Below are 24,136 nucleotides of genomic sequence, written 5' to 3'. Positions count from 1 at the left end.
TTTCATATGTATATAATTTTATGTTTAGGTCATATGGTATCCCCATTATATTCATCCAGCATGGTGTAAACCCGTAGCTCATGGGGATTTCATATCTATATAATTTATTTTTTAATTCTCATCAAAAATACTCAGTGAAAATGATTTTAGAAATACTATTTCGGCATATGGAGTATTCTATTCGGTGGATAGAGATCTTCTCTAAAAATTAAAAAACAGCATGATTTTCAGGATAACTTTTAACATTTAAGAATCTTCATGTAAGAAAATAAATACGGAATTGTAATAATTTATAACTAAAAAGATGATAAATCTTAAATATTATAGCTTATTTATGAGCTTAAAATAGATCAAACAACAGGAGAAAAGTAAACATAAAACTACCTTAAGCATAGTATTAACACATGATTAGATAAATTGAATGTTTTCAAATAATTCGTACAACAAAAAAAACATTAATAAGTTGCACATATATACTGATAGAGTATAATAATTCAACAAACCTTAATAAAAAGTTAAAATTATTACTATGTTAGCCTCGTAAAATAACACTAGTGTGGTAAGCTTAAAAGCATTACCTAAATAGTAATCCAAACTTAAAAAAATTAAATCATGGTTAATTGGAAAAGTATCGCAGTCGTATTTGGACTTTTCATTGGAGGAACAATGTTGACATCTTGTGACGATGCAAAAACAAAAAAGGCTGAAGACGCTGACGCAGCTGTAGAAGTAGTTGAAGAAGCTACTACAGAAGTTGAAGTAGAAGAAGCTACTACAGAGGTTGTAGCTGATAGCACTGAGGCTGTAGTTGAAGAAGGAGCTGCAGTAGAAGAAGTAGCAGAAGAAGCTACTGAAGAAGCTACTGAAGAACAAAAATAAGCTTAAGGATAAAATAATTAGGAGTACTCCTAATTATTTTATTAAGCCCAATGAAAACTGAAAAGGGTTCATTGGGCTTTTTTTTGTTGATAATCTATTTATCTTTGAAAAAAGATTAGGATTTATATGAAGGTATTATTTTCAATAGTAATAAGCCTAATATACTTTACAGGCTATTCTCAAAATTCAGCAAAAGACAACATATCCGATTCACTTAACAAATGGCACAAAGATGCTGCAAGTGCAAATGGTGAAGATTATTTTTCCTTAATGGACCAGGGAGCTATTTTCATTGGCACGGATAAAACTGAGTACTGGACAAAAGAAGAATTCGAGATATGGAGCAAAAAATATTTTGACTCTAAAGAAACCTGGAGTTTCAAAACTATCGAAAGAAATATTTATTTCAGCTCAAACAAAAAAATAGCCTGGTTCGACGAACTACTGGAAACCTGGATGGGTATTTGCAGAGCTTCGGGTGTACTTGAACTAAATAATGAAGAATGGAGGTTAAAACATTATCATTTATCGGTTACAGTTCCCAACGAAAAAATAAAAGAATTCATTAATCTTACATCAAAAAACTAACCGATGCAAAGAGCTATTTTTATTATACTGTTTTTCTCTTTATCAATAAGCGCTCAGAACAAGCGTCCTCTAGATCACAGCGACTACGACCAATGGCAAAAGATTGAAGATCAGCAAATATCCCGTTCCGGCAATATTGTATCATATACCGTTAAAGCCCAGGAAGGTGATGGAGTACTTGAAATATACGACAGTAAGGCTTCAGAAAAAAAAATAATAAAGCGAGGTACAAAATCAAAAATCTCATTTAACGAGAATTTTGTTGCAGCTATCATTAAGGCTCCTTATCATACAATTAGAGCAGAAAAAAAGGAAGGAAAGAAAAAACTAAAGCTAACGCAAGACAGCCTAAAAGTTTGGGATATAAAAAAAGAGAAAATAATTTTCGAAATACCAAGAGTAAAAGAATTTTTATTTCCCGAGGAAGCAGACAATTCTCTGGCGTTTAGAAAAATTCCGGCAAAAGAAAATAAAGACGAAGAGGAAAAAGCAAAAACTTTTGAATTAGGAGTAATAAACCTGTCAAATTCGAAAACCATCGACCTAAAACACGTAAGCGATTATGCTTTTGACAAAACAGGCGAATATTTGTACGTAATCAGGCAAGGAGCTGATTCTATTGTAAAGTCAGGAGTTTATTCGTTAAATCTTAACGATTTTAAATACAGTATTATTGACACTTTAGCTGTTCACTACAAAAAGCTTTCGGTGTTTGATGCCAAAACTATTTCATACATATCGAGTAAAGATAGTTTGGATGCAGAAAACATAAAATTCAACCTCAATTTACTACAAAAATCAAAAACTGTTAATATTACAAGTTACGGACTTAAAAAAGGCTGGATAATTAGTGAATACCAGAAGCCTGAATTCTCGGAGAACGGACTTCGTTTGTTCTTTGGTCTACAAAAAGAAAGGCCATTAATAGAAAAAGACACACTATTAGAAGATGAAAAAGCTAAGGTAGATGTATGGCACTATAAAGATGGCCAATTACAATCCGAACAGGAGGCTGATAAGAAGAAGATTAAAGAGAAATCATTTTTGGCAGTATATCATATAAAATCTAAAAAAATAGTACAGCTTGCCGATGAAGATGTTGATGAAATAATATTAGACAAGAAAAAGAATTTACTAAGTGTTATAGGATTATCCAACAAGAAATACAGGATTGAAAAGAGCTTCAATTTTCCATGGAATAAAGATCTGTACTCAATAAATATCAATAACGGATTGAGGCGGAAGGTATTCGAGGGAATAGCCGACAAACCAAAACTATCTCCTTTTGGTAATTATGCTACTGTTTTCAGCCGAAAGGATTCCTCATGGTATAATATTGATCTGAAAAAAGGAAAACCTTACAAACTGACAAGCAATACTAATAAAAGTCGTTTTTACGATGAAGAAAACGACATACCCTCTCCCGCTGAAGCTTATGGCAAGGCCTATTGGAGTAGAGATGAAAAATATTTGATCATCAACGACAGGTATGATTTGTGGAGGATTCACCCCAAAAACAGCAGAGGTAAAGTTAACATAACAGACTATTTCGGGTTCAGAAATAAAATCAGATTCAGGTATCTTGAAGTTGAGAAAGAAGAAGAATATATTCCTGAAAATGGAATCTTTGTATTACACGGATTTAGTGAAACTACAAAAGATGAAGGAATATATTTGGGAGATATTACCAAAAACAATCCATGGATGAAATTTGAGGATGAGATCAGAGTCTCCAAAGTTATAAAAGCAAAAGAAGCAAATGCTCACATATTTTTACAGGAGAGCTTTTATGAATCTCCAAATATATATTTAGCAAAAACCAAACATTGGACCTCTACAAAACTCTCGGATTTAAATCCTCAACAAAAGAACTTTAAATGGGGATCTGTAGATTTAATTTCGTGGAAATCATACTCCAACAAACCCCTTGAAGGACTACTATATTACCCCGCCGACTTTAATCCGGCAAAAAAATACCCGATGATAATTTACTTCTATGAAATATATTCAGACAGAAAAAATAAATATTATCCCCCTTCTCCGAGCAGATCTATAGTTAATTTTTCTTACCTGACCAGTAATGACTACTTAGTGTTTGTGCCGGATATCAAATATAATATCGGACAGCCGGGTCAGGATGCCTTCGATGCTGTTATGTCGGGAGTTGAAAAGGTTGAAGAATTCCAATTTGTCGACTCAGAAAACATGGCTATACAGGGACAGAGTTGGGGAGGATATCAGGTAGCTTATCTGGTTACGCAAACCAACAAATTTAAATGCGCTATGGCTGGTGCTCCGGTTTCAAATATGACATCTGCATATGGTGGAATAAGATGGAAATCCGGATTGAGCAGAGAATTCCAATACGAAAAAACTCAAAGCCGTTTAGGTAAAGACTTGTGGAAAGGGATAGACCTGTACATTGACAACTCTCCATTATTTATGGCTCCAAAAGTAAAAACCCCTCTTTTGATGATGCATAACGATAATGATGGTGCTGTACCTTACTATCAGGGAATTGAATATTTCATGGCTCTACGTCGTTTAGGCAAACCCGCATGGCTGTTGATTTACAACGATGAGGAACACAACCTGAAAAAACGAAAAAACATGAAAGATCTGACAGTTCGCATGTATCAGTTTTTTGATCACTACCTGAAAAATGCCCCGGCACCAAAATGGTTAATCGAAGGTGTTCCATACATTGACAAGGGGAAAGACTACGGATATAAACTGCTGGAATAACACATAAAAAACTTTAACTTATTGTTAAGAGTCTTATTGCTCATCACATAGGTATATTTGTGTTCAGACATTAAAATCTTTTACAAATGAAATATTTATTGCAAAAATCTATTTATGGGATAGTTGCATTGGCATTATTATCTACTATTTCATGTAATAATACTGATACTTCAACCCAAAAAAAAGACACAAGTACAATTCCGGGATTTGACCTTGCAAATCTGGATACAACGACTTCACCAACAGATAACTTTTTTCAGTATGCAACCGGTGGCTGGCAAAAGGATAATCCAATCCCTGAAACAGAAAGCAGATGGGGTTCTTTTAATATTCTTTACGAAGATGGTCAGGAAAAAATAAAAGAATTGATTCTTGGAGCTGAAAAGAGCAAGGGTGAAAAAGGGAGTGACTCACAGCTAATCGGTGACTTCTATAAATCGGCAATGGATTCAACAGGAATTGAAGAGGCCGGACTAAGTCCCCTTCAGTCGCAATTTGATAAAATTGACGCTTTAAGATCTTACAAAGATTTTCCAGATTTTTTTGCCAAAAACTTTATAGAAGGCTTGGGAAGCCCTATAGGATTCTATATTGGCATCGACAAAAAAGACAGTAAAAAATATATCGCTTATACAGTTCAAAGTGGTCTTACTCTTCCCGACAGAGACTATTATATTGTAGATAGTGAACGCTTCGAAAAAATTCGTACAGAGTACTTAGGGTACATTAAGAATATGTTCCTACTGTTAGGTGATGAGGAAGAAACAGCATCTAAAAATGCAAACACTGTATTTGAAATTGAAAAAAAGATTGCAGAAAATTCAATGTCCCGTATAGACCGACGTAACCCGGAACTGACATACAATAAAATGTCTATTGATGATCTTAAAAAATTATCTCCGGATTATAATTGGAATGAGTACTTCAAAGGTTTAGGTATTAACATCGATGAAGTTGTTGTATCGCAAGTTGACTTCTTAAAAAACACCAATAAACAACTAATAGATACTTCAATAGAAGATTGGAAAGTATATTTTAAATGGCATTTGGTTGATGGTAGTGCTTCGTGGTTACCAAATGAATTTGTAAAGGAAAACTTTGCCTTTAAGAGTGGTGTTATGAGAGGTGTAACACAGATGAAAGCCAGAGAAAGAAGAGCTGTAAAATTAGTAAACAATGCATTGGGAGAGCCTCTTGGTAAATTATTTGTTGCGGAATATTTCCCCGAAAGTTCTAAAAAAGATGTAGAAGCACTAATTGAGAATCTAAGATCAGCCTACATCGATCGTGTAGCGAAACTCGATTGGATGAGTGAAGAAACTAAAATAAAGGCCACAGAAAAGCTTAAAGCTTTCACTTATAAGATAGGTTTCCCTGAAGAATGGAAAGACTATTCGAATGTAGAAATAAAACCGAATTCCGTACTGGAAAATATAATTGCTGTTAACAAATGGGACGCAGAAGATAATCTTGCAAGAATTGGAAAGCCAGTAGACAAAAAGGAATGGGAAATGACTCCACAAACAGTAAATGCTTACTACAATCCTGTAAACAATGAAGTAGTTTTCCCGGCAGGAATTTTACAACATCCTTTCTACAGTCCTGAAACAGATGTAGCGATAAATTACGGTGCAATAGGTGGAGTAATTGGACACGAATTCACGCACGGTTTTGACGACAGCGGGTCTAAATATGACAAAGAAGGCAACTTAAACAATTGGTGGACAGAAGAAGACAGAGAAAAATTCGATTCTAAAACCGCTGTTGTGGTAGAACAATTCGACAATTATGAGCCTTATCCGGATGTACACGTACAAGGTAAATTAACCCTTGGAGAAAACATAGCAGATTTAGGAGGTCTTACTCTAGGGTACTATGCACTTCAGAAATATTACGAGATAAACGGAGGAAGAGAAGATTTAGCAGGATTTACACCTGAACAACGTTTATATCTTGGCTGGGCACAGGTTTGGGCATCTAACGCACGTCCGGAGTATGTAAAACAACAAGTTACTGCAGACCCACACTCTCCTGCACAGTATAGAGTTAACGGACCTATGAGTAATTTACAAGAATTCCACGAAGCATGGGGAGCCAAAGAAGGCGACAATATGGTTAGAAGCGGTGATCTACAAGCCAAAATCTGGTAATAAAATATCTCAATCTAAAAATTTAAGACCTCGTACTTTTCATAAAATTACGAGGTCTTTTTTATATTATAAAATACCAATCCCTATAGATGAAAATACTTATCGATTGTTTTTGAAACTCCATCTTTGATATTTTGTGCGGTAATCTCATTTGCTACAGCTTTAACCTCGTTTCTTGCGTTTTCGACAGCTACACCAAAACCGGCCTTCCTGATCATTGAAACGTCATTATAATTATCGCCAAAAGCCATAAATTCAGAAATCGGATGATTGAAATATTCGCTTAAGACATCTAAAGAAGTTGATTTGGAAACAGCCTTGGCATTAAGCTCAAGATAAGTATCTTTTGATCTGTAAATATCGATATAATCACCATATCTATGTCTTAATTCTGATTCGAGAGGTTCAATTTTTTCGTAATCCCCCATTATCATTATTTTGTGAGGTCCATGATTTTTTGCCTCAAAATGATGATGCATAAACTCCATATCCTTAACCTCCGGAGTTATTTTAGTATTATTCATTTCCCTGCGGGTCCAATAATCCTCCTGGTTTACAAACCACTCATTTTTGTGATAGGTCCCGAAATGTATCCCATTTCCATCCATAAACTTTAACAGATCTAAAAAAGGTTCAATTTCAATTGGATTAGAAAACAACTCTACTCCAAAACCATCAACTTTCAATTCGCTTTCAATATAAGCTCCGTTATAACAAACTATTGGATAATGAGCACCTAGCATTATCTGCAAAGGGCGCATTGCTTTTGGCATTCGTGCTGAAACCATTACAAAAGGTATTCTTCTCTTATTTAGTAATTCTACACTTTTAATCGTCGCTTCTGACAATTCCCGCTTAGAGTTCAAAAGAGTTCCATCAACATCGCTACACACTACTCTATAATCAACCATATTCAAAGTACGATTTAATAACTAATAAATTTTGCTGCAAAAATAGAATGTAATATTTTTGTATACAATTATATAACTACGTGTTATGGAGACAAAGATAAGTAAAGTCCTAAAAATTGACGCTGAAGAGCTTCAGGAAAGAGCAGAAATGCTTAAAGCAATGGCCCATCCTACTAGGATTGCTATGATTGAAATGCTATATGAAGACAAAGAGTTAACAGTTAGCGAAATTCACAAAACTCTGGACATTGAACAGGCAGTAGCATCCAATCATTTAGGAATACTTAAGAATAAAAATATCTTACAATGCCGTAGAGAAGGTAAGAAGATGTTTTATTCCCTAAAAATGGAAAACATACATAATGTTGTACAATGTATGCTAGACAAATAGTGATTAAAAATACAATCACATTTTATTTAAAACATTTTAAGCTGAATAATGGTTAAACTTATTCAGCTTTGTTATTAAAAAGGAATGGATGGAGAAAGAAAGATGGACAAGAATTAGAACAGGAATAATTGTAGGTGCTATTGGCGGCTATTTATATTACTATTTCTATGGTTGTAATTCCGGAGCCTGCCATGTTTCATCAAGTCCGATTCTCAGTCCGTTATTTGGCATGGCAGTTGGAGCATTAGTCTGGGACAGTCTGAATCCTGACGGTGAAGAACGCTGATAAACTTATTATCTTTCTCTATCTATAATTATTATTTATCTTTAGATACTAATTTAACCAATAAATAGTATTACATGAAATCTAAAATTGTACTTAGTTTAATAGCAGTTCTGGCTGTATTATTTTCCTGTAATGATTCTGAAAAGAAATCATCACAGAAAAAAGAGTCTGAGAGTTCTATTGTAGTAGCCGACTCTATAGTTATTAAAGAAGGAAAGAAAATAGCTATGAGCACCTTCAAAGTGTTAAGCAGTGATTTAAAAAAAGCCATCAATAAAGGAGGTCCGATTGCAGGAATTGAAGTTTGCAGTTCAAAAGCGATTACACTTACTGATTCTATGTCGAAAGAATATAATGTTGATATTAAAAGAACCAGCTTAAAACTTAGAAACCAGAACAACAAAGCTAACAGCTCCGAAAAAAATGTCTTGGAAGGATGGAATTCCAGCATTGAAAGTGGCATGAAAATAAAGCCTGAAGTATTACATATGAAAAACGGTGATATAATGTTTATTGCCCCAATTAAACTAAAATCTTTTTGTTTAAGCTGCCACGGAAATTCAGATATGGTTACTCCCGAAGTTAAAGCGCAGATTATGAAACACTATCCACTAGATAAGGCACAAGGCTATGACGAGAATGATTTAAGAGGTGCCTGGTCAATAAAATTTTCAAAAGATTATTTCAAAAGAAAGTAAGTATTAAAATTATTTCAGGAGATTTTCATTTTAAAATCTATGTCTCTATATTCTTTCAAACCTATATCCTAATTCAGAATAGTATTTCAATATTTTTGGCAGTGCAATTTTGAGTCTTGGAAATGCTTTTTTGGAGTCGTGAAAAACTACAATAGAACCTTGTTTGGCATTTTTTACAACGTTTTGATAGCATTTTTCTCCATCGATACCTGTATCGAAATCACCGGATAAAACATCCCACATCACTATATCAAACTTATGCTTCAGTTCAATGTATTGTCTGTAACCCATCAGTCCATATGGAGGCCTGAACAGCCTGCTTTTTATAATATTATCGGCCTTTCCTACATCTTGAAGGTACAATTTATTCCCTGTATTTAATCCTTTTAAATGATGGTAACTGTGGTTACCGATTGAATGCCCTGATTCTGTTAGCTCACGAAACAGGTTAGGATTTATATTTACATTTTGTCCGACACAAAAAAAAGTCGCCTTTGCATTGTACTCCTCAAGTGTCTTTAACACCCAATTTGTAACGCCTTCAACCGGTCCGTCGTCAAATGTAAGATACAACACCTTTTCATTAGTTTTAACACACCATTTAGCCTCAGGATAAATCCATTTAATAAAAAAAGGTATATTTTTGAGGTATAAAGACATGGGTTATTATTGTGCAATGTAAAAATAAAAAAACCGTTTGAGATTGTACTCAAACGGTTTTCTTTATATCTAATCAAAATTAAATTTGAAACATATTTATAAGCTCTCGGAATTTAGACTCAAGCTCTACAAACTTTTCCTTATCATACATTGAAGCAGTTTGCAACAAAGACTGATACTCACTTAATCTTATCTGAATATCATTTTGCAGTGCTAATTGTTGTTGTTGGCTAAACCTACTGTAGTATTTTACTTCTTCGTAATTATCATTTGCAAATTCCTCTAACAACACTCTACCTTTTTCAAGATCACCGGCTCTGTAATAAGCATCAACAATACCCAAAACATAATGATTTTTAGGATACATGTCAGTTGGCAAATTCTTCATCAACATATCAAGAACTTCAATAGCCTTATCATCTTTACCTTCATCGATTAATGCATTAGCCAAACGGGAAACATTATTTCTAACAGACCAGGAAGATGTTCTTCGGTTGGTTTCATCCATATATACTTTTTCATTTCCGAAGTTAGACCAATCCCAACTCAAGACTTTTTTATACATAACATCGGTGTCTATCCTACCCATATCCATACCATCTCTTTCTGTCTTTACAGGCACAATTTTATAGGCTAAACCTTCAAGCTGGAAATACTTATCTAGGTACAGGAATGATTTTGAAGAATATCCTGCAGTAACGGCAAAGTACATAGGTCTTTTCCAGTTATTATTTGCAATCATATCGATAATCATTATATCCTTTTTCTCTATTGCGTTTCCTTCTAAATCCCACTCTAAATGATCAAGTACTTTAGATGAATCTCTAAGGGCAACAATTCCATTTGCGATAACTGCATCCTTATCTACCGGAATACTAAGTTTCTTAGTAGGATAAATTACCTCATTTGCAGTTTCCGTAAACTGAACCTTAGTTTTTGGATCATCAGAGCCTATCCAGTTAATAAATTGTTTTGCCGTGATACGTTTATCCGCTATTCCATACTTATCATAAAAATAAGCTACATCACGCGTTCCCTGACGGTATAAATCATGTGTTAACTGCGAAGGAATAGGATCAGCCTTGTAAGTTTTCATTTTCATCTGATCTATATACCAATCAGTATTTAATAATGACAGGTTTACTATTTTCACATCAGTTCTATACCCTTCAACCTCCTGTACATACCAAAGAGGGAAAGTATCGTTATCGCCATAAGTAAACAATATAGCATCTTTATCTACTGAATCCAGATACATCTTAGCAATATCTCTGGCAGAAGTTCTTTCAGATCTATCGTGATCATCCCAATTCTCTTTAGCCATTACTCCGGGAATAAGAAGAGTTAGGATAAATGTTAACCCAATAGCTGTAGCTTTAGGATTCAATTTAGCCGATAACTTCTCATACAGGGCCCAAACCCCGATTCCTATCCATATTGCAAATACATAGAAAGAGCCGACAATCGCATAATCCCTTTCTCTGGGTTCAAATGGTTTTGGACTTGTATAAACCAGAATCGCTATTCCGGTTAAGAGGAATAATAAGAATAAAGAATAAGCATCTTTAGGGTGATATTGAAATTGATAAATCAAACCTATCAACCCAATTATTAACGGAATGAAATAATACATATTTCTTCCTTTATTATTTGCTAAATCTTTTGGAAGGTTGTCTTGCGGTCCTAATCGTGCCTCGTCAATAAAGCTTACTCCACTAATCCAGTTACCCTTTGTAGGTTCATATTTTCCCTGAATATCATTTTGACGGCCGGCAAAATTCCACATAAAATACCTCATATACATGTATCCTACCTGAAAATCCATAAAATACTTCATGTTTTGCCAAAAAGTAGGACGCTTTCCATACGGAGCATTCCCGGCTATAGCTTTATACATAGCAATATGATTAGCATCATGCGAGTACATTCGAGACCAGAATCCTACATGCTTTTTATCTACATTTGGGATTGTAGCTTTTTTATCGTCAACCATTAAATATTTTCCTGATACACTATCCAGCTCATATACAGGAGTTCCATCAAGATACGGTTCTTCTTCGTCTAACTTCAGTCCTCCTTCATACGCAGTATACATTGCTCCATATACAACAGGCCACTCACCGTACTGAACACGGTTATAATAATCCAAAAGTGTTACTGCTGTAGACGGATTATTTTCATTAATTGGTGTGTTAGTATTGGCCCTAATAGCTATCATCAGGTAATTAGAAAATCCTATCAACATAAACATCACTGAAAGAACGGAAGTATTAGCTATAACCCAGCCTCTTTTTCTGGTATATAACAATGCTCCTACAAAAGCAGCAATAAGAAGAACTCCTGCAATAATAGTACCTCCGTGAAAAGGTAATCCAACAGAATTAACAAAGAATAACTCCATCGCCCCAAAATATTTCATGGTATAAGGGAAAACACCTTTAAACACAAAGCCAAGGATTAAGACTATTACAACATTTGCAATTATAAATTTCTTTAAATCAACTCCTTTAAACTTTTTGAAATAAACTATGAAAGCAATAGCTGGAATTGTTAGAATTACCATAAGGTGAACTCCGATTGCCAATCCGTAGATATACGATATCAAAACCAACCATCTCGAAGATCTACTGTCATCTGCTTCATCTTCCCACTTTAATCCTAACCAAAAAACTAAAGCAATCAAAAACATTGCCATAGCATATACTTCTCCTTCAACAGCGGAGAACCAGAAAGTATCAGTAAAAGTAAAGCCTAAAGCTCCAACAATCCCACTTCCCAAAATCGCAAATATTTTATTTGAATCTAATTCGGAATTTTTTGTAGCCATTTTTCTCACCATATGAGTGATTGACCAGAAAAGAAATAATATTGCGAATGCAGAACTTATAGCAGACATGGCATTAACCATTTTTGCAACTTCATTAACATCTCCAAAGGAAAATATTGCAACTACAGCTCCCAACATTTGAAAAAGTGGTGCTCCCGGTGGATGACCAACCTCCAACTTAACTGCTGTGGATATGTATTCGCCACAATCCCACAAACTAGCAGTTGGTTCTATAGTGGCTAAGTAAGTATAACCGGCTATTGCGAAAATCACCCAACCAATTATATTATTCCATTTTTTGAATTGCTCCATTATCTTATATAAATTATCATAGTTCCTAGTACAATTGGCGAATTTAAAAAAAGAAATTAATCATTATATATTTTGAGTACTAATTAGTGTTAAAAAAGATAGAAATTTACTGTCAATATTTTTTTTCACTAAAAATTTTTTAATTTTACTTGTGCGAAGCCTATAAAGATGTATCTTTGCACCCGCATTAGAGAAAATGCCCCATGGTGTAATGGTAGCACACCGGTTTTTGGTACCGCTAGTCAAGGTTCGAGTCCTTGTGGGGTAACAATTTTCTCAAAGATGTATTAAATAGTGGAATGCCCCATGGTGTAATGGTAGCACACCGGTTTTTGGTACCGCTAGTCAAGGTTCGAGTCCTTGTGGGGTAACAACAAAAAAGGTTCAGGAAAATTTCCTGAACCTTTTTTTTATGACTCTATTCCAGATTCTAAAATAGCACATTTCAAAACATTCCAGAAATTTATCTATTTCCATATTCCTCTCTCTCATATCACAGATTGAAATATTTTTTCATTTTTTTAGTTAACAATGTTTACTTTTTCAGAAATTATCCTTACACTTGCACTCTGAAACAATAAAAAAAGAAAATATGTTTTTTAATCATCATCATCATTTTACGACCTTACTCAAGTGAGAGGATGATGTATATGATTAAATCAAAAAAATAACGTCAAACCCGCTTGATCTCTCAAGCGGGTTTTTTTATACCCAATTGTCTTTTCAAGCATATTATTAGCACTATGAATACATTAAAAATTGCAGTTCAAAAATCAGGAAGATTAAATAAAGATTCACTACAACTACTAAAAGATTGCGGTATTTCTATCGACAATGGAAAAGACCAACTAAAGGCTGAGTCTTCTAATTTCCCATTAGAGGTACTTTACCTGAGAAATTCAGACATTCCACAATACATCGAAGACGGTGTTGCCGATATAGCTATAATTGGAGAGAATGTTATCATTGAAAAGAAAAGCGACCTGAACATTATTGAAAAATTAGGATTTTCTAAATGCAGAGTGTCTATGGCAATTCCAAAAGATGCTGATTTCAACGGAATAAAATGGTTTGAAGGAAAAAAGCTCGCAACCTCCTATGTTTCTACCTTACAGGATTATCTGGATGAAAACGGAATCAATGCCGAAATTCACAAGATTTCAGGTTCGGTAGAAATTGCTCCGAACATTGGTCTTGCTGATGGTATTTGCGATATCGTAAGCTCCGGAAGTACCTTATTTAGAAATGGGTTGAGAGAAGTTGAAACTATATTAAAATCAGAGGCTGTATTAGTGGCTAACAAAAACTTAAGCCCTGAAAAACAAATCATACTCGATAAGATAGTTTTCAGATTAAAAGCTGTTTTAAAAGGAAAAAAATCTAAGTACATACTATTAAACGTACCAAATAATAAAATCGACAAAGTGTCGAATATCCTGCCTGTAATGAAAAGCGCAACTGTAATGCCTTTGGCTGAAGAGGGTTGGAGTTCGTTACATACCGTAATTGAAGAAAATAAATTCTGGGAAGTTATTGATGAGCTTAAACAGGCCGGAGCCGAAGGAATTCTGATAATGCCTATAGAAAAGATAGTATTATAACTAATTAGTCATCCCGAGCGAAATCGCAAGATTCAGCGAGGTCGGAATGACGAAAAAACATAACAATTCGATGAAAAAAATATATAACCCCTCAATAAATACCTGGTCCGAAATACTAAAAAGACCAACCAAAGACCTGGCTGAATTAGAGCCAATGGTCTCTCAAATTTTTGACGAAATTAAACAGAAAGGCGAGAAAGCAGTTTGTAAATACACTAAGATATTCGACCAGACCGATTTGGATAATATATTAGTTTCTGAAACAGAAATTAATGATGCATCCTATCTTATAGATGACGAATTAAAACTTGCAATAAAAACTGCACAGGAGAACATTGAAAAATTCCACGAAGCACAAAAAGTTGAACCAAAAATAATCGAAACAACTCCCGGTGTTGTATGCTGGCAGGAAAGCAGAGCGATTGAAAGAGTGGGATTATACATTCCGGGGGGAAGTGCTCCCCTATTCTCTTCCGTGTTAATGCTTGGGATACCTGCAAAAATAGCGGGATGTGACGAAATAGTTCTATGTACTCCTCCGAATAAAGAAGGAAAAATAAATCCGGCAATACTATATACTGCCCAACAGGTTGGTATTAGAAAAATTGTGAAAGCCGGAGGAATTCAGGCTATTGGAGCACTAACTTTTGGAACTGAAAATGTACCACGGGTAAATAAGATATTTGGTCCGGGAAATCAATTTGTAACTGTTGCAAAACAACTTGCTACAAAATTCGGAGTCGCAATAGATATGCCGGCAGGACCTTCTGAAGTATTAGTTTTGGCCGATGGTAGTGCAAACCCGGAATTTGTTGCTTCTGATTTGCTTTCTCAGGCCGAACATGGCGGAGACTCTCAGGTAGTATTGGTAAGTACAGATAAAAACATCTTGGAAGAAACTGAAAAAGAGGTTTACAAACAGATGAAAGACCTGCCAAGAGCAGAAATTGCAAAGCAAGCCATTGAAAACTCTAAACTCATCTACATTGATGATATAGAAACAGCGGTAAAATTGTCAAATGAATATGCTCCGGAACACTTAATTCTGGCAGTCGGGAATGCTGAAGAAGTAACAGCCAAGATCAAAAATGCCGGATCGGTATTTATCGGAAATTACACACCCGAAAGTGCAGGAGATTATGCTTCGGGAACCAACCATACCTTACCTACAAACGGATATACAAAATCTTATAGTGGTATAAATCTGGATACATATTGCAAAACTATTTCATTCCAAAAAATCTCTAAATCAGGACTGGAAAATCTTGGAAAAACTATTGAAGTAATGGCCGAAGCCGAAGGATTGCACGCTCATAAGAATGCTGTTTCGCTTCGTTTAATGGACAATTAGCTATGATACAAGACTTAATAAGAGAAAATATAAAAACCCTAAAACCTTATTCTTCGGCTCGTGATGAGTTTAAGCAAAAGGCTGAGGTTTATTTGGACGCTAACGAAAACCCTAACGACAATGGTTTGAACCGTTATCCTGACCCTTATCAAAAAGACGTAAAAAAGCTAATTGCTGAATGGCGGGGAATTGAATCGGACAAAATATTGCTAGGCAATGGAAGTGATGAGATTTTGGATTTGCTTTTCCGTGCTTTCTGTGAACCAAAGGAAGATAATGTAATTTTGCTGCCTCCTACTTATGGCATGTACGAAGTGTTGGCAAACATCAACAACGTTGAGACAATAGAAGTTGGACTAAACGATGATTATTCACTAAATATTGAAGCAATTTTAGCTGCACAAACATCAAATTCGAAGTTGCTTTTCGTTTGTTCTCCTAACAACCCTACTGCTAATGTTTTTAACACATCTGAAGTAGAGAAATTATTGCATGGTTTTAATGGGATTACAGTAATTGATGAAGCATATATTGACTTTTCAAATGAGAAATCGTGGATCTACAGGCTAGATGAATTTCCCAATATAATAGTGACTCAAACTTTCTCAAAAGCACTTGGACATGCAGGCATAAGACTGGGAATGGCTTTTGCTTCAGAATACATTATTTCTGTATTGAATAAAATTAAGCCTCCGTACAACGTTAATGAATTAACCCAACGCAGGGCAATAGAAGTAATAGAACGTCGTGAATTTGACTCTCAAATAGAATTAATAAAGAAAGAAAGAGAAAAACTAAACAAGGAATTATCAAAAATTTCGTTCGTAGAAAAAATATATTCTTCGGAAGCAAACTTCATATTAATAAAAGTGAACGATGCTGATAAAATTTACAATCAACTACTAGAAAAAGGAATTGTAATAAGAAACAGAAGTACGCAGTATAAATGTGAAAACACTTTACGCATAAGTGTTGGCACACCGGAAGAGAATAAAAAGCTAACAGAAGCATTGAAGGAACTATGAAAAAAGCATTATTTATAGATAGAGACGGAACACTGGTAATAGAGCCACCAATAGATTACCAACTCGACAGTTTAGAAAAATTAGAATTCTATCCGAAAGTATTTCAGTACTTATCGCGAATTGTGAACGAACTGAACTATGAATTGGTTATGATAACAAATCAGGATGGTTTAGGAACGGATTCGTTCCCTGAAGAAACATTCTGGCCGGCACAAAACAAAATACTTCGTGCTTTTGAAAATGAAGGGATATATTTTTCAGAAATTCTTATTGACAGAAGTTTACCGGAAGAAAATGCCCCTACAAGAAAACCCCGTACCGGTCTCTTGGAAGGTAAATATACAACAGGAGAGTACGACCTAAAAAAATCGTATGTAATTGGTGACAGAGCCACAGATATCGAATTAGCTAAAAACCTCGGGACTAATGGCATTTACCTATCGAGTCCGGAATCTGAGCCTGTTGACAAAAACGTTCAGGTTCTTCAAACGTGTAAATGGAGAGAGATTTATGAATATCTGAAAAGTAAAGAAAGAGTAGCAATAATTAATCGCTATACCAACGAAACCAAGATCGATATTAGCCTTGAGTTGAGTGGTGACGGTAGTGGAAAAATTGATACCGGAATTAAGTTTTTCGATCACATGCTTGAACAAATAGCCCGCCACGGAAAAATGAACCTTGACATTAAGGTTGATGGAGACTTAGAAGTTGACGAACACCACACAATAGAAGATACAGCCCTGGCATTGGGCGAGGCTTTTAAAAAAGCACTTGGAAATAAACAGGGAATAGAACGCTATGGTTTTACATTACCTATGGACGACTGTTTAGCTCAGGTTGCTTTAGATCTTGGAGGAAGAAACTGGCTGGTTTGGGAAGCTGAATTTAAACGAGAAATGATCGGTGGTATGCCAACAGAAATGTTCTTTCACTTTTTTAAATCATTTAGTGATGCCGCGCAATGCAACCTTAACATTAAAGCTGAAGGCACCAACGAACACCACAAAATAGAAGGAATATTCAAGGCTTTTGCCAAATCATTAAAGATGGCCGTAAAACAAAGTTTCGACGACACGCAGATTCCTTCTACAAAAGGAACAATTTAATAATTGTTTGGGGATTTATTAAAAATAACAAAGTATCAAACATTGAATACTAAACAAAGGATGATAGTAATTATAGATTACGGAGCAGGAAATATACAATCTGTCAAATTTGCTTTAGAGCGACTGGGCGTTGAAGCAATATTAACATCTGACACAGAAATAATAAAAAAAGCTGACAAGGTTATTTTTCCCGGAGTTGGTAGAGCTGAACCAGCAATGAAAAAACTTAAGCAGTCAGGACTGGACAGATTAATTCCTGAATTAAAACAACCTGTTTTAGGTGTTTGTTTAGGCATGCAGCTCATGTGTGAGCATACCGAAGAAGACAATGTTAAGGGTTTGGGTATTTTTCCTCTCGAGGTTAAAGAATTTGAAAAATCACTAAAAGTTCCGCAAATAGGCTGGAATCATATTTCGGAATTAAAAAGTGGATTATTCAACAACATAAAAGAAAATGCATACACATATTTCGTACACAGTTATTACGTACCTGATAGCGAATTCAGCATTGCATCAACTAATTATGGCTTTAAGTATTCATCAGCAATAAAGAAAGATAATTTTTACGCAACCCAGTTTCACCCTGAGAAAAGTGGTGATGTTGGAGAGCAGATTTTAGAGAACTTTTTAACTAAAATATAACCGTAAAGAAACACGGCCTTGCATCTAAACACATAATAAAAATGAGAATAATACCGGCAATAGATATAATAGGAGGCAAATGTGTAAGGCTCACCAAAGGCGATTACAACACAAAGAAGATATACAATGAAAACCCATTGGAGGCAGCTATGGAATTCCAGGATAACGGAATTGAATATCTACATGTAGTCGACTTAGACGGAGCAAAATCAAGTCATATTGTAAACTACAAAATACTTGAAACACTGGCTACAAAAACCAATTTAAAAATTGATTTCGGCGGAGGGCTTAAATCTGACGAAGACTTGAGAATAGCTTTCGAAAGTGGTGCCCAACAAATTACGGGGGGAAGTATCGCCGTAAAGAATCCTAAGATTTTCACCTCATGGATAGAAAAATACGGAAGTGATAAAATAATTCTCGGTGCTGATGTAATGAATGAAAAAATAGCTATAAGCGGGTGGCAGGAAGATTCCGGCCTTGATTTATACGATTTTTTGGAGGACTATACAGCCAAAGGAATAAAAAATGTTATTTGTACCGACATCTCAAAAGACGGTATGCTTGAAGGTGCTTCTTTAGAACTGTATAAAAAGATGATGACAAAGTTTCAAAACATCAACCTAACAGCAAGCGGAGGTGTAAGCAGCATGAAGGATTTAGAATTCCTGAAGGAAAACGGACTGGAATCGGCAATTGTAGGGAAGGCGATTTACGAGAACAGGATTTCCTTGGACGAATTAAAGAAGTTTATTATTAACAGTTAACCGGGAACATTATGTTAACAAAAAGAATAATACCCTGCTTGGATATAAAAAACGGACGCACCGTTAAAGGTGTAAATTTCGTCAATCTTATCGATGCCGGAGATCCGGTTGAACTGGCAGAAATATACTCTAAAAAAGGAGCTGACGAATTAGTATTCCTTGACATTTCGGCAACTGAAGAACGCAGAAAAACTTTGAGCAAACTGGTAAAGCGCATTGCAAAGAAAATAAATATTCCATTTACTGTAGGAGGAGGAATTTCTTCTGTTGAAGATGTAGATATTTTACTCAAATCAGGAGCAGATAAGATATCTGTTAATTCCTCTGCGATTAAAAGACCTGCACTCATAAATGAACTTTCAACTGCTTTTGGTGCCCAATGTATAGTGTGCGCCATTGATGCCAAACAAATCGATGGAAATTGGAAAGTTCATTTAGTTGGAGGAAAAGTTCCTACTGAATTGGATCTATTTAAATGGGCTAAAGAAGTTCAGGATCGGGGAGCAGGCGAAATATTATTCACCTCGATGAATAACGACGGTACAAAAGACGGTTTCGCAAACGATGCATTGAAGAAACTTAGTAACATGCTTCAAATTCCGGTAATTGCATCCGGAGGAGCAGGTACTATTCAGCACTTTGCTGATGCTTTTATTGAAGGAAAAGCCGATGCTGCACTTGCAGCAAGTGTTTTTCACTTTAAAGAAATAGAAATATCAGATTTGAAAACAGAACTTAAACAGCAGGGAATACCTGTAAGGATATAAAATTGGTAATTCAGAAAAAATGAAAATAAATTTCGAAAAAGAAAACGGACTGGTTCCGGCAGTAATACAGGATGCCGACACAAACAAAGTTCTGATGTTGGGATACATGAACGAAGAAGCATATAAAAAAACTATCGATACTAAGTTAGTTACATTTTGGAGCCGTAGCAGAAACGAACTTTGGACTAAAGGAGAAACCTCAGGCAACTACATGCATTTGGTTGAAATTTCATCCGATTGCGATGATGATACCTTACTTGTAAAAGTTAAGCCTGTTGGCCCGGTTTGCCATTTGGGAACCGACACATGCTGGGGAGAAAAAAATAAGACAGAAAGCAGAGGGAAAAATCAAAAAGAAGGTGACGACTTCTCATTTATTTCACATTTGGAATCTGTTATAAAAGACCGAAAAGAAAATCCAAGCGAAGAATCTTATGTTACCTCTTTATTCAAGAAAGGGATCAACAAAATAGCCCAAAAAGTAGGAGAAGAAGGAGTTGAAGTTGTAATAGAAGCTATGGATAATGACGATGATCTTTTCCTAAATGAAAATGCAGATTTACTGTTTCACCAACTGATTCTGCTACAGGCGAAAGGTCATACAATGAAAGATGTAATTGAGGTATTGAAGGAGAGAGAAAGGAAATAAAAAAATAGCGGGGATTTAGGTTGAAGCAAATCCCTCGCTAAGCCAAAAGACTAAAATTTCGCTTTATAAAAATGACAATACGGCGATGAACCTTTACGCTTGTAGTAATTCTGATGATAACTTTCTGCCGTATAAAACTCAGTTGCCTGTGTTATTTCAGTAGCCACAGCATATCCTTTTTCAATTAAAATGTCTTTGTATTTTTCGGCAATGAATTTTTGATCATCTGAATTGTAAAATATTGCAGACCTGTACTGTGTTCCTATATCCGGCCCCTGACCGTCAGTTTGGGTAGGATCATGTGTTTCGAAAAATAGCTTTACCAACTCCCCGTAACTAATTTTCTTCGGGTCGAAAGTTACTTCTACAACCTCGGCATGTCCGGTAGTTCCCGTTGAAACCTGACCGTATGTCGGATTATTCACACTTCCTCCTGCATAACCCGAAACTGCAGAAATAACACCTTCCTGTTTCTCCATCCAGTATTCTGTTCCCCAAAAACACCCGGATGCAAACAAGGCTATCTCGTATTTTTGCTCCTCATCAGCAATAAAATTCATCGAAATAGAATTTACACAATGACGGGTATTTTTATCTGTAAAACCCTCTCCAAAAAAAACATGACCTAAGTGCCCGCCACAATTAGCACAAACAATTTCTGTTCTTCTGCCATCGACATCAACCTGATGCTTAACGGCTCCCTCTATCTCATCATCGAAACTCGGCCAACCACAATGACCGTCGAATTTTGAAGTGGATTTATAAAGAGTAGCATCACATTGCTTACATGTATAGGTTCCCTTTTCATAAAAATCATCAAACTTACCTGTAAACGGATATTCAGTTCCTTTATTAATTATAACATGTCTTTCCTGTTCGGTCAATTCATTATATTTCATATCATTATTTGTTTGCGACATTAAATTATGCCCCATTAAAAATATTGATAAAATTAAAAAAATGTACCTCATTGTTAAAATCTTATATGCATTAGACGAAAACAATATTAATAACTTACAATAAAAAAAGTAATTATAGCAATTTGCACAGAACAACCTGTATTCCTTTTTCTGAAAATGCTTCGCCAAATACCCCTTTGAGGATATTAAATTAATAAAAATAAAAAAATCATTAATCCAACACTTGTCTTACATGTTACAAATCAATACATTAGCACTTTAGACATATATATATATTCAAATATCTAATCCCTACTTCATTTGCATTTCCTTGCTTTCTACCCCACTAACAACGTCAACTGTCGAAATTATTTTCCGGAAAAAAGTATAAGTCTAATATTTGCATCGTAATAGTTAAAAAGCGATAATTTTTTCGCCTTTGTAATCAATTTAGAAATCAGAGATTAAATATTATGACAACAGGTAACAAGACCGTAGACATTAGCTATCAGCCGGTAGGAAGATATGAGGAAAAGAGGTATGAGAAAATGCATGCGGAAATTTTCCCAAGTTCATCTATTGCATCTATTGCAGTAGCGGAAGAGATTGCTTCTATAATAAGATCGAAAGCAGAAAGAGGGGAAATGGCTGTATTAGGTTTGGCAACAGGTTCTTCTCCAATAAAAGTTTATGCTGAATTAGTTAGAATGCATAAAGAAGAAGGATTGAGCTTCAGAAATGTTGTTACATTTAACCTTGACGAATATGCAGGATTAGAAAAGAAGCACCGTCAGAGCTATTGGTACTTCATGCAAGAGCACTTATTCGGCAATGTTGACATTCTACCTGAAAACATAAATATACCAAGTGGTACAGTTCCTCCAGAGCAATTGAACCAGTTTTGTATAGATTACGAACTAAAAATTAAATCTTACGGAGGTTTAGATTTTCAATTACTAGGTATTGGTCGTACGGGGCATATTGGGTTCAACGAACCGGGATCGCACCGTAAATCAACTACACGTCAGATTACACTTGACCACCTTACACGTTCTGATGCTGCCAAAGATTTTGCAGGATTAGACAATGTACCTCGTAAAGCCGTTACTATGGGTGTTGGTACTATCATGAAAGCAAATCGTATCATCATGCTTTCATGGGGTGAAGGTAAAGCTGAAATTACTAAAGAAATGATTGAAGGAGAAATTACGGGAGAAGTTCCTGCAAGTTTCCTTCAAGACCACCATAACTGTACAGTTTTAATGGATGATGCTGCATCATCAGAAATAATCAGAATTAAGACTCCTTGGTTAGTTGGTCCGGTTTCCTGGACAGAAGAATTAATCAAGAAAGCTGTAGTTTGGTTAGCTGAGAAACAGCAAAAACCAATTTTGAAACTTACGGACAGAGATTACAACGACAATGGTATGTCAAGTTTAGCTGTATTGGAAGGATCTGCTTACGAATTAAACATTCGCATGTTTAATGAATTAAGTGACACAATAACGGGATGGCCTGGTGGAAAACCAAATGCCGATGATTCTCGTCGTCCTGAGCGTGCTGAACCTGCTCTAAAAAGAATTATTGTATTTTCTCCGCACCCTGACGATGATGTTATATCAATGGGAGGAACCCTACAGCGTCTGGCTGCACAGGGTCATGAAGTACACGTTGTTTATCAAACTTCAGGAAACATTGCTGTTGCTGATCACGACGCATTGCGATTTGCAGAATTTGCCCTACATATGAAAGAAATGGCAGGTGAGCAAGATTCTGTTGATTATTACAACAGCGTAATCGAGATGATCAAAAACAAGTCTGATAATGAAGTTGCTCCAAAAGAAATAAGAAAAATAAAAGGTCTTATTCGTAGAGGAGAAGCTATTTCAGCTACACGTTATTGCAACATCAAAGACGAAAATGTACACTATTTAGATATGCCGTTCTACGATACAGGTAAAGCTAAAAAAGCACCAATGGGAGATGCGGATATCAAGTTAGTTGCTGATATTATTGAAGAGGTTAAACCTCATCAGATTTTCGCTGCGGGTGATTTAGCCGATCCTCACGGAACTCATAAAGTTTGTTTAGATGCAATCTTTGCTGCTCTTGCACAGAAAAAACAAGAGGACTATATGAAAAATTGTTACGTATGGTTATATCGCGGTGCATGGCACGAATGGGACATCAATGATATTGAAATGGCTGTTCCAATTTCTCCTGAAGAATTGGCACGTAAAAGAAAAGCTATTTTCTTCCACCAGTCTCAAAAAGACGGAGTTATGTTCCAGGGGAATGATCACAGAGAATTCTGGCAGCGCTCAGAAGACAGAAACCGTGGTACAGCAGATATTTACGACAAACTTGGTTTGCCAGAATACGAAGCTATCGAAGCATTTAAACGATACCACTTCTAATAACCAGAATAAAATGATATAAACTTCAAACATTTATATCTTATAAAAATAATTTTAAGTACTGTTTTTCCACAGTTCTACACTTGTTTAGCAACCCATAATGGTCTTCCGTCGGAACTGCACACCGACGGAGGAGCTAAGCATAAAAATATTAAAATATGCAGATTCTATTCTCTATAGAATAGATCATAAAAAATTTATGAATGACTTTTGAAATTACTGAAATCCTAAGTCATCAATAAAGATTATTGTTAGTTGTTGTGAATGCTTCTATCACTCATTTTGTGATGCTAATAAAATAGATAGGAGCATTTTTTTTACCTATAGTAATTAACTTTCCTCATTTCAGTTATTATAGGATACATTACCGCCTTAAGCTATGCTTTTGGCGGTATTTTGCTTTTTTTATATTACACCAATACTTCTCTTTGATTAATTACCTCCAGAAACAGAACCTAATCG

The 24,136-nt window shown here is 35.4% G+C and carries 20 protein-coding genes and 2 tRNA genes; 18 read left to right on the top strand and 4 right to left on the bottom strand.

Features of this window, described 5'->3' with window-relative positions:
• Window positions 1-612: 612 nt before the first annotated feature.
• From ABFR62_05580 to ABFR62_05565, 4 genes are all read left to right on the top strand, one after another.
• Entirely contained in the window at window positions 613-879 is a 267-nt protein-coding gene (locus tag ABFR62_05580; GenBank protein MEN8137882.1) for a hypothetical protein, read from the top strand.
• A gap of 126 nt (window positions 880-1,005) precedes the next feature.
• The gene (locus ABFR62_05575) at window positions 1,006-1,467 is read left to right on the top strand and encodes a nuclear transport factor 2 family protein (protein MEN8137881.1); all 462 of its coding nucleotides are present in this window, start codon (window positions 1,006-1,008) and stop codon (window positions 1,465-1,467) included.
• Between the two features lie 3 nt (window positions 1,468-1,470).
• Window positions 1,471-4,212, top strand: coding sequence for a prolyl oligopeptidase family serine peptidase (locus tag ABFR62_05570; protein ID MEN8137880.1), 2,742 nt, complete (start codon window positions 1,471-1,473; stop codon window positions 4,210-4,212).
• An 86-nt stretch (window positions 4,213-4,298) separates the two neighbouring features.
• Window positions 4,299-6,362 carry a M13 family metallopeptidase gene (locus ABFR62_05565; protein ID MEN8137879.1) on the top strand — a complete coding sequence of 688 codons (2,064 nt, stop codon included), beginning with the start codon at window positions 4,299-4,301 and terminating at the stop codon, window positions 6,360-6,362.
• 83 nt (window positions 6,363-6,445) lie between these two features.
• Here the strand turns inward: ABFR62_05565 and ABFR62_05560 are convergent, their stop codons facing one another.
• The gene (locus ABFR62_05560; GenBank protein ID MEN8137878.1) at window positions 6,446-7,273 is read right to left on the bottom strand and encodes a Cof-type HAD-IIB family hydrolase; all 828 of its coding nucleotides are present in this window, start codon (window positions 7,271-7,273) and stop codon (window positions 6,446-6,448) included.
• Window positions 7,274-7,358: 85 nt separating this feature from the next.
• Here ABFR62_05560 and ABFR62_05555 point away from each other — a divergent pair, with 85 nt between their 5' ends.
• From ABFR62_05555 to ABFR62_05545, 3 genes are all read left to right on the top strand, one after another.
• Entirely contained in the window at window positions 7,359-7,664 is a 306-nt protein-coding gene (locus ABFR62_05555) for a metalloregulator ArsR/SmtB family transcription factor (protein ID MEN8137877.1), read from the top strand.
• An 88-nt stretch (window positions 7,665-7,752) separates the two neighbouring features.
• The gene (locus ABFR62_05550) at window positions 7,753-7,950 is read left to right on the top strand and encodes a hypothetical protein (protein ID MEN8137876.1); all 198 of its coding nucleotides are present in this window, start codon (window positions 7,753-7,755) and stop codon (window positions 7,948-7,950) included.
• Window positions 7,951-8,024: 74 nt separating this feature from the next.
• Complete coding sequence (locus ABFR62_05545; GenBank protein MEN8137875.1) at window positions 8,025-8,648, top strand: DUF3365 domain-containing protein; 624 nt, start codon at window positions 8,025-8,027, stop codon at window positions 8,646-8,648.
• 45 nt (window positions 8,649-8,693) lie between these two features.
• Here the strand turns inward: ABFR62_05545 and ABFR62_05540 are convergent, their stop codons facing one another.
• Both ABFR62_05540 and ABFR62_05535 read right to left on the bottom strand, forming a co-directional pair.
• Window positions 8,694-9,308: a polysaccharide deacetylase family protein gene (locus ABFR62_05540; GenBank protein MEN8137874.1), complete on the bottom strand. Its 615-nt coding sequence runs from the start codon at window positions 9,306-9,308 to the stop codon at window positions 8,694-8,696.
• 79 nt (window positions 9,309-9,387) lie between these two features.
• Window positions 9,388-12,447: a DUF2723 domain-containing protein gene (locus tag ABFR62_05535; GenBank protein ID MEN8137873.1), complete on the bottom strand. Its 3,060-nt coding sequence runs from the start codon at window positions 12,445-12,447 to the stop codon at window positions 9,388-9,390.
• Between the two features lie 197 nt (window positions 12,448-12,644).
• Between ABFR62_05535 and ABFR62_05530 the strand changes: the two genes are divergently transcribed.
• The 10 genes from ABFR62_05530 (at window position 12,645) to hisIE (ending at window position 20,358) form a co-directional block, all read left to right on the top strand.
• Window positions 12,645-12,715, top strand: a tRNA-Gln gene (locus ABFR62_05530).
• Between the two features lie 32 nt (window positions 12,716-12,747).
• Window positions 12,748-12,818: transfer RNA gene (locus ABFR62_05525), tRNA-Gln, on the top strand.
• Between the two features lie 372 nt (window positions 12,819-13,190).
• The gene (gene hisG / locus ABFR62_05520) at window positions 13,191-14,048 is read left to right on the top strand and encodes an ATP phosphoribosyltransferase (protein MEN8137872.1); all 858 of its coding nucleotides are present in this window, start codon (window positions 13,191-13,193) and stop codon (window positions 14,046-14,048) included.
• 70 nt (window positions 14,049-14,118) lie between these two features.
• On the top strand, window positions 14,119-15,399 hold the full coding sequence (gene hisD / locus ABFR62_05515; GenBank protein ID MEN8137871.1) for a histidinol dehydrogenase: 1,281 nt from the start codon (window positions 14,119-14,121) through the stop codon (window positions 15,397-15,399).
• A 2-nt stretch (window positions 15,400-15,401) separates the two neighbouring features.
• Window positions 15,402-16,424, top strand: coding sequence for a histidinol-phosphate transaminase (hisC, locus tag ABFR62_05510; GenBank protein MEN8137870.1), 1,023 nt, complete (start codon window positions 15,402-15,404; stop codon window positions 16,422-16,424).
• Complete coding sequence (gene hisB, locus ABFR62_05505) at window positions 16,421-17,533, top strand: bifunctional histidinol-phosphatase/imidazoleglycerol-phosphate dehydratase HisB (protein MEN8137869.1); 1,113 nt, start codon at window positions 16,421-16,423, stop codon at window positions 17,531-17,533. The genes hisC and hisB overlap by 4 nt, the downstream gene beginning before the upstream one ends.
• 60 nt (window positions 17,534-17,593) lie before the next feature.
• Window positions 17,594-18,175, top strand: coding sequence for an imidazole glycerol phosphate synthase subunit HisH (gene hisH / locus ABFR62_05500; protein MEN8137868.1), 582 nt, complete (start codon window positions 17,594-17,596; stop codon window positions 18,173-18,175).
• A gap of 41 nt (window positions 18,176-18,216) precedes the next feature.
• Window positions 18,217-18,942, top strand: a complete 726-nt coding sequence (gene hisA / locus ABFR62_05495) for a 1-(5-phosphoribosyl)-5-[(5-phosphoribosylamino)methylideneamino]imidazole-4-carboxamide isomerase (GenBank protein ID MEN8137867.1) — start codon at window positions 18,217-18,219, stop codon at window positions 18,940-18,942.
• Window positions 18,943-18,953: 11 nt separating this feature from the next.
• On the top strand, window positions 18,954-19,709 hold the full coding sequence (gene hisF, locus ABFR62_05490) for an imidazole glycerol phosphate synthase subunit HisF (protein MEN8137866.1): 756 nt from the start codon (window positions 18,954-18,956) through the stop codon (window positions 19,707-19,709).
• A gap of 19 nt (window positions 19,710-19,728) precedes the next feature.
• Window positions 19,729-20,358, top strand: a complete 630-nt coding sequence (hisIE, locus tag ABFR62_05485) for a bifunctional phosphoribosyl-AMP cyclohydrolase/phosphoribosyl-ATP diphosphatase HisIE (GenBank protein MEN8137865.1) — start codon at window positions 19,729-19,731, stop codon at window positions 20,356-20,358.
• 50 nt (window positions 20,359-20,408) lie between these two features.
• Here the strand turns inward: hisIE and ABFR62_05480 are convergent, their stop codons facing one another.
• The gene (locus ABFR62_05480; protein MEN8137864.1) at window positions 20,409-21,257 is read right to left on the bottom strand and encodes a bifunctional methionine sulfoxide reductase B/A protein; all 849 of its coding nucleotides are present in this window, start codon (window positions 21,255-21,257) and stop codon (window positions 20,409-20,411) included.
• Between the two features lie 473 nt (window positions 21,258-21,730).
• On the opposite strand from ABFR62_05480, the gene nagB reads away from it, so the two are divergent.
• Window positions 21,731-23,674 (top strand): glucosamine-6-phosphate deaminase, encoded by a 1,944-nt coding sequence (gene nagB, locus ABFR62_05475; protein MEN8137863.1) that lies wholly within the window; start codon window positions 21,731-21,733, stop codon window positions 23,672-23,674.
• Window positions 23,675-24,136 lie beyond the last annotated feature (462 nt).

The sequence above is a fragment of the Bacteroidota bacterium genome, assembly GCA_039714315.1.
Taxonomy (GTDB): domain Bacteria; phylum Bacteroidota; class Bacteroidia; order Flavobacteriales; family JADGDT01; genus JADGDT01.
The sequence above is the reverse complement of the archived record's forward strand: the minus strand, read 5'-3'. Positions and strand labels throughout refer to the sequence as shown.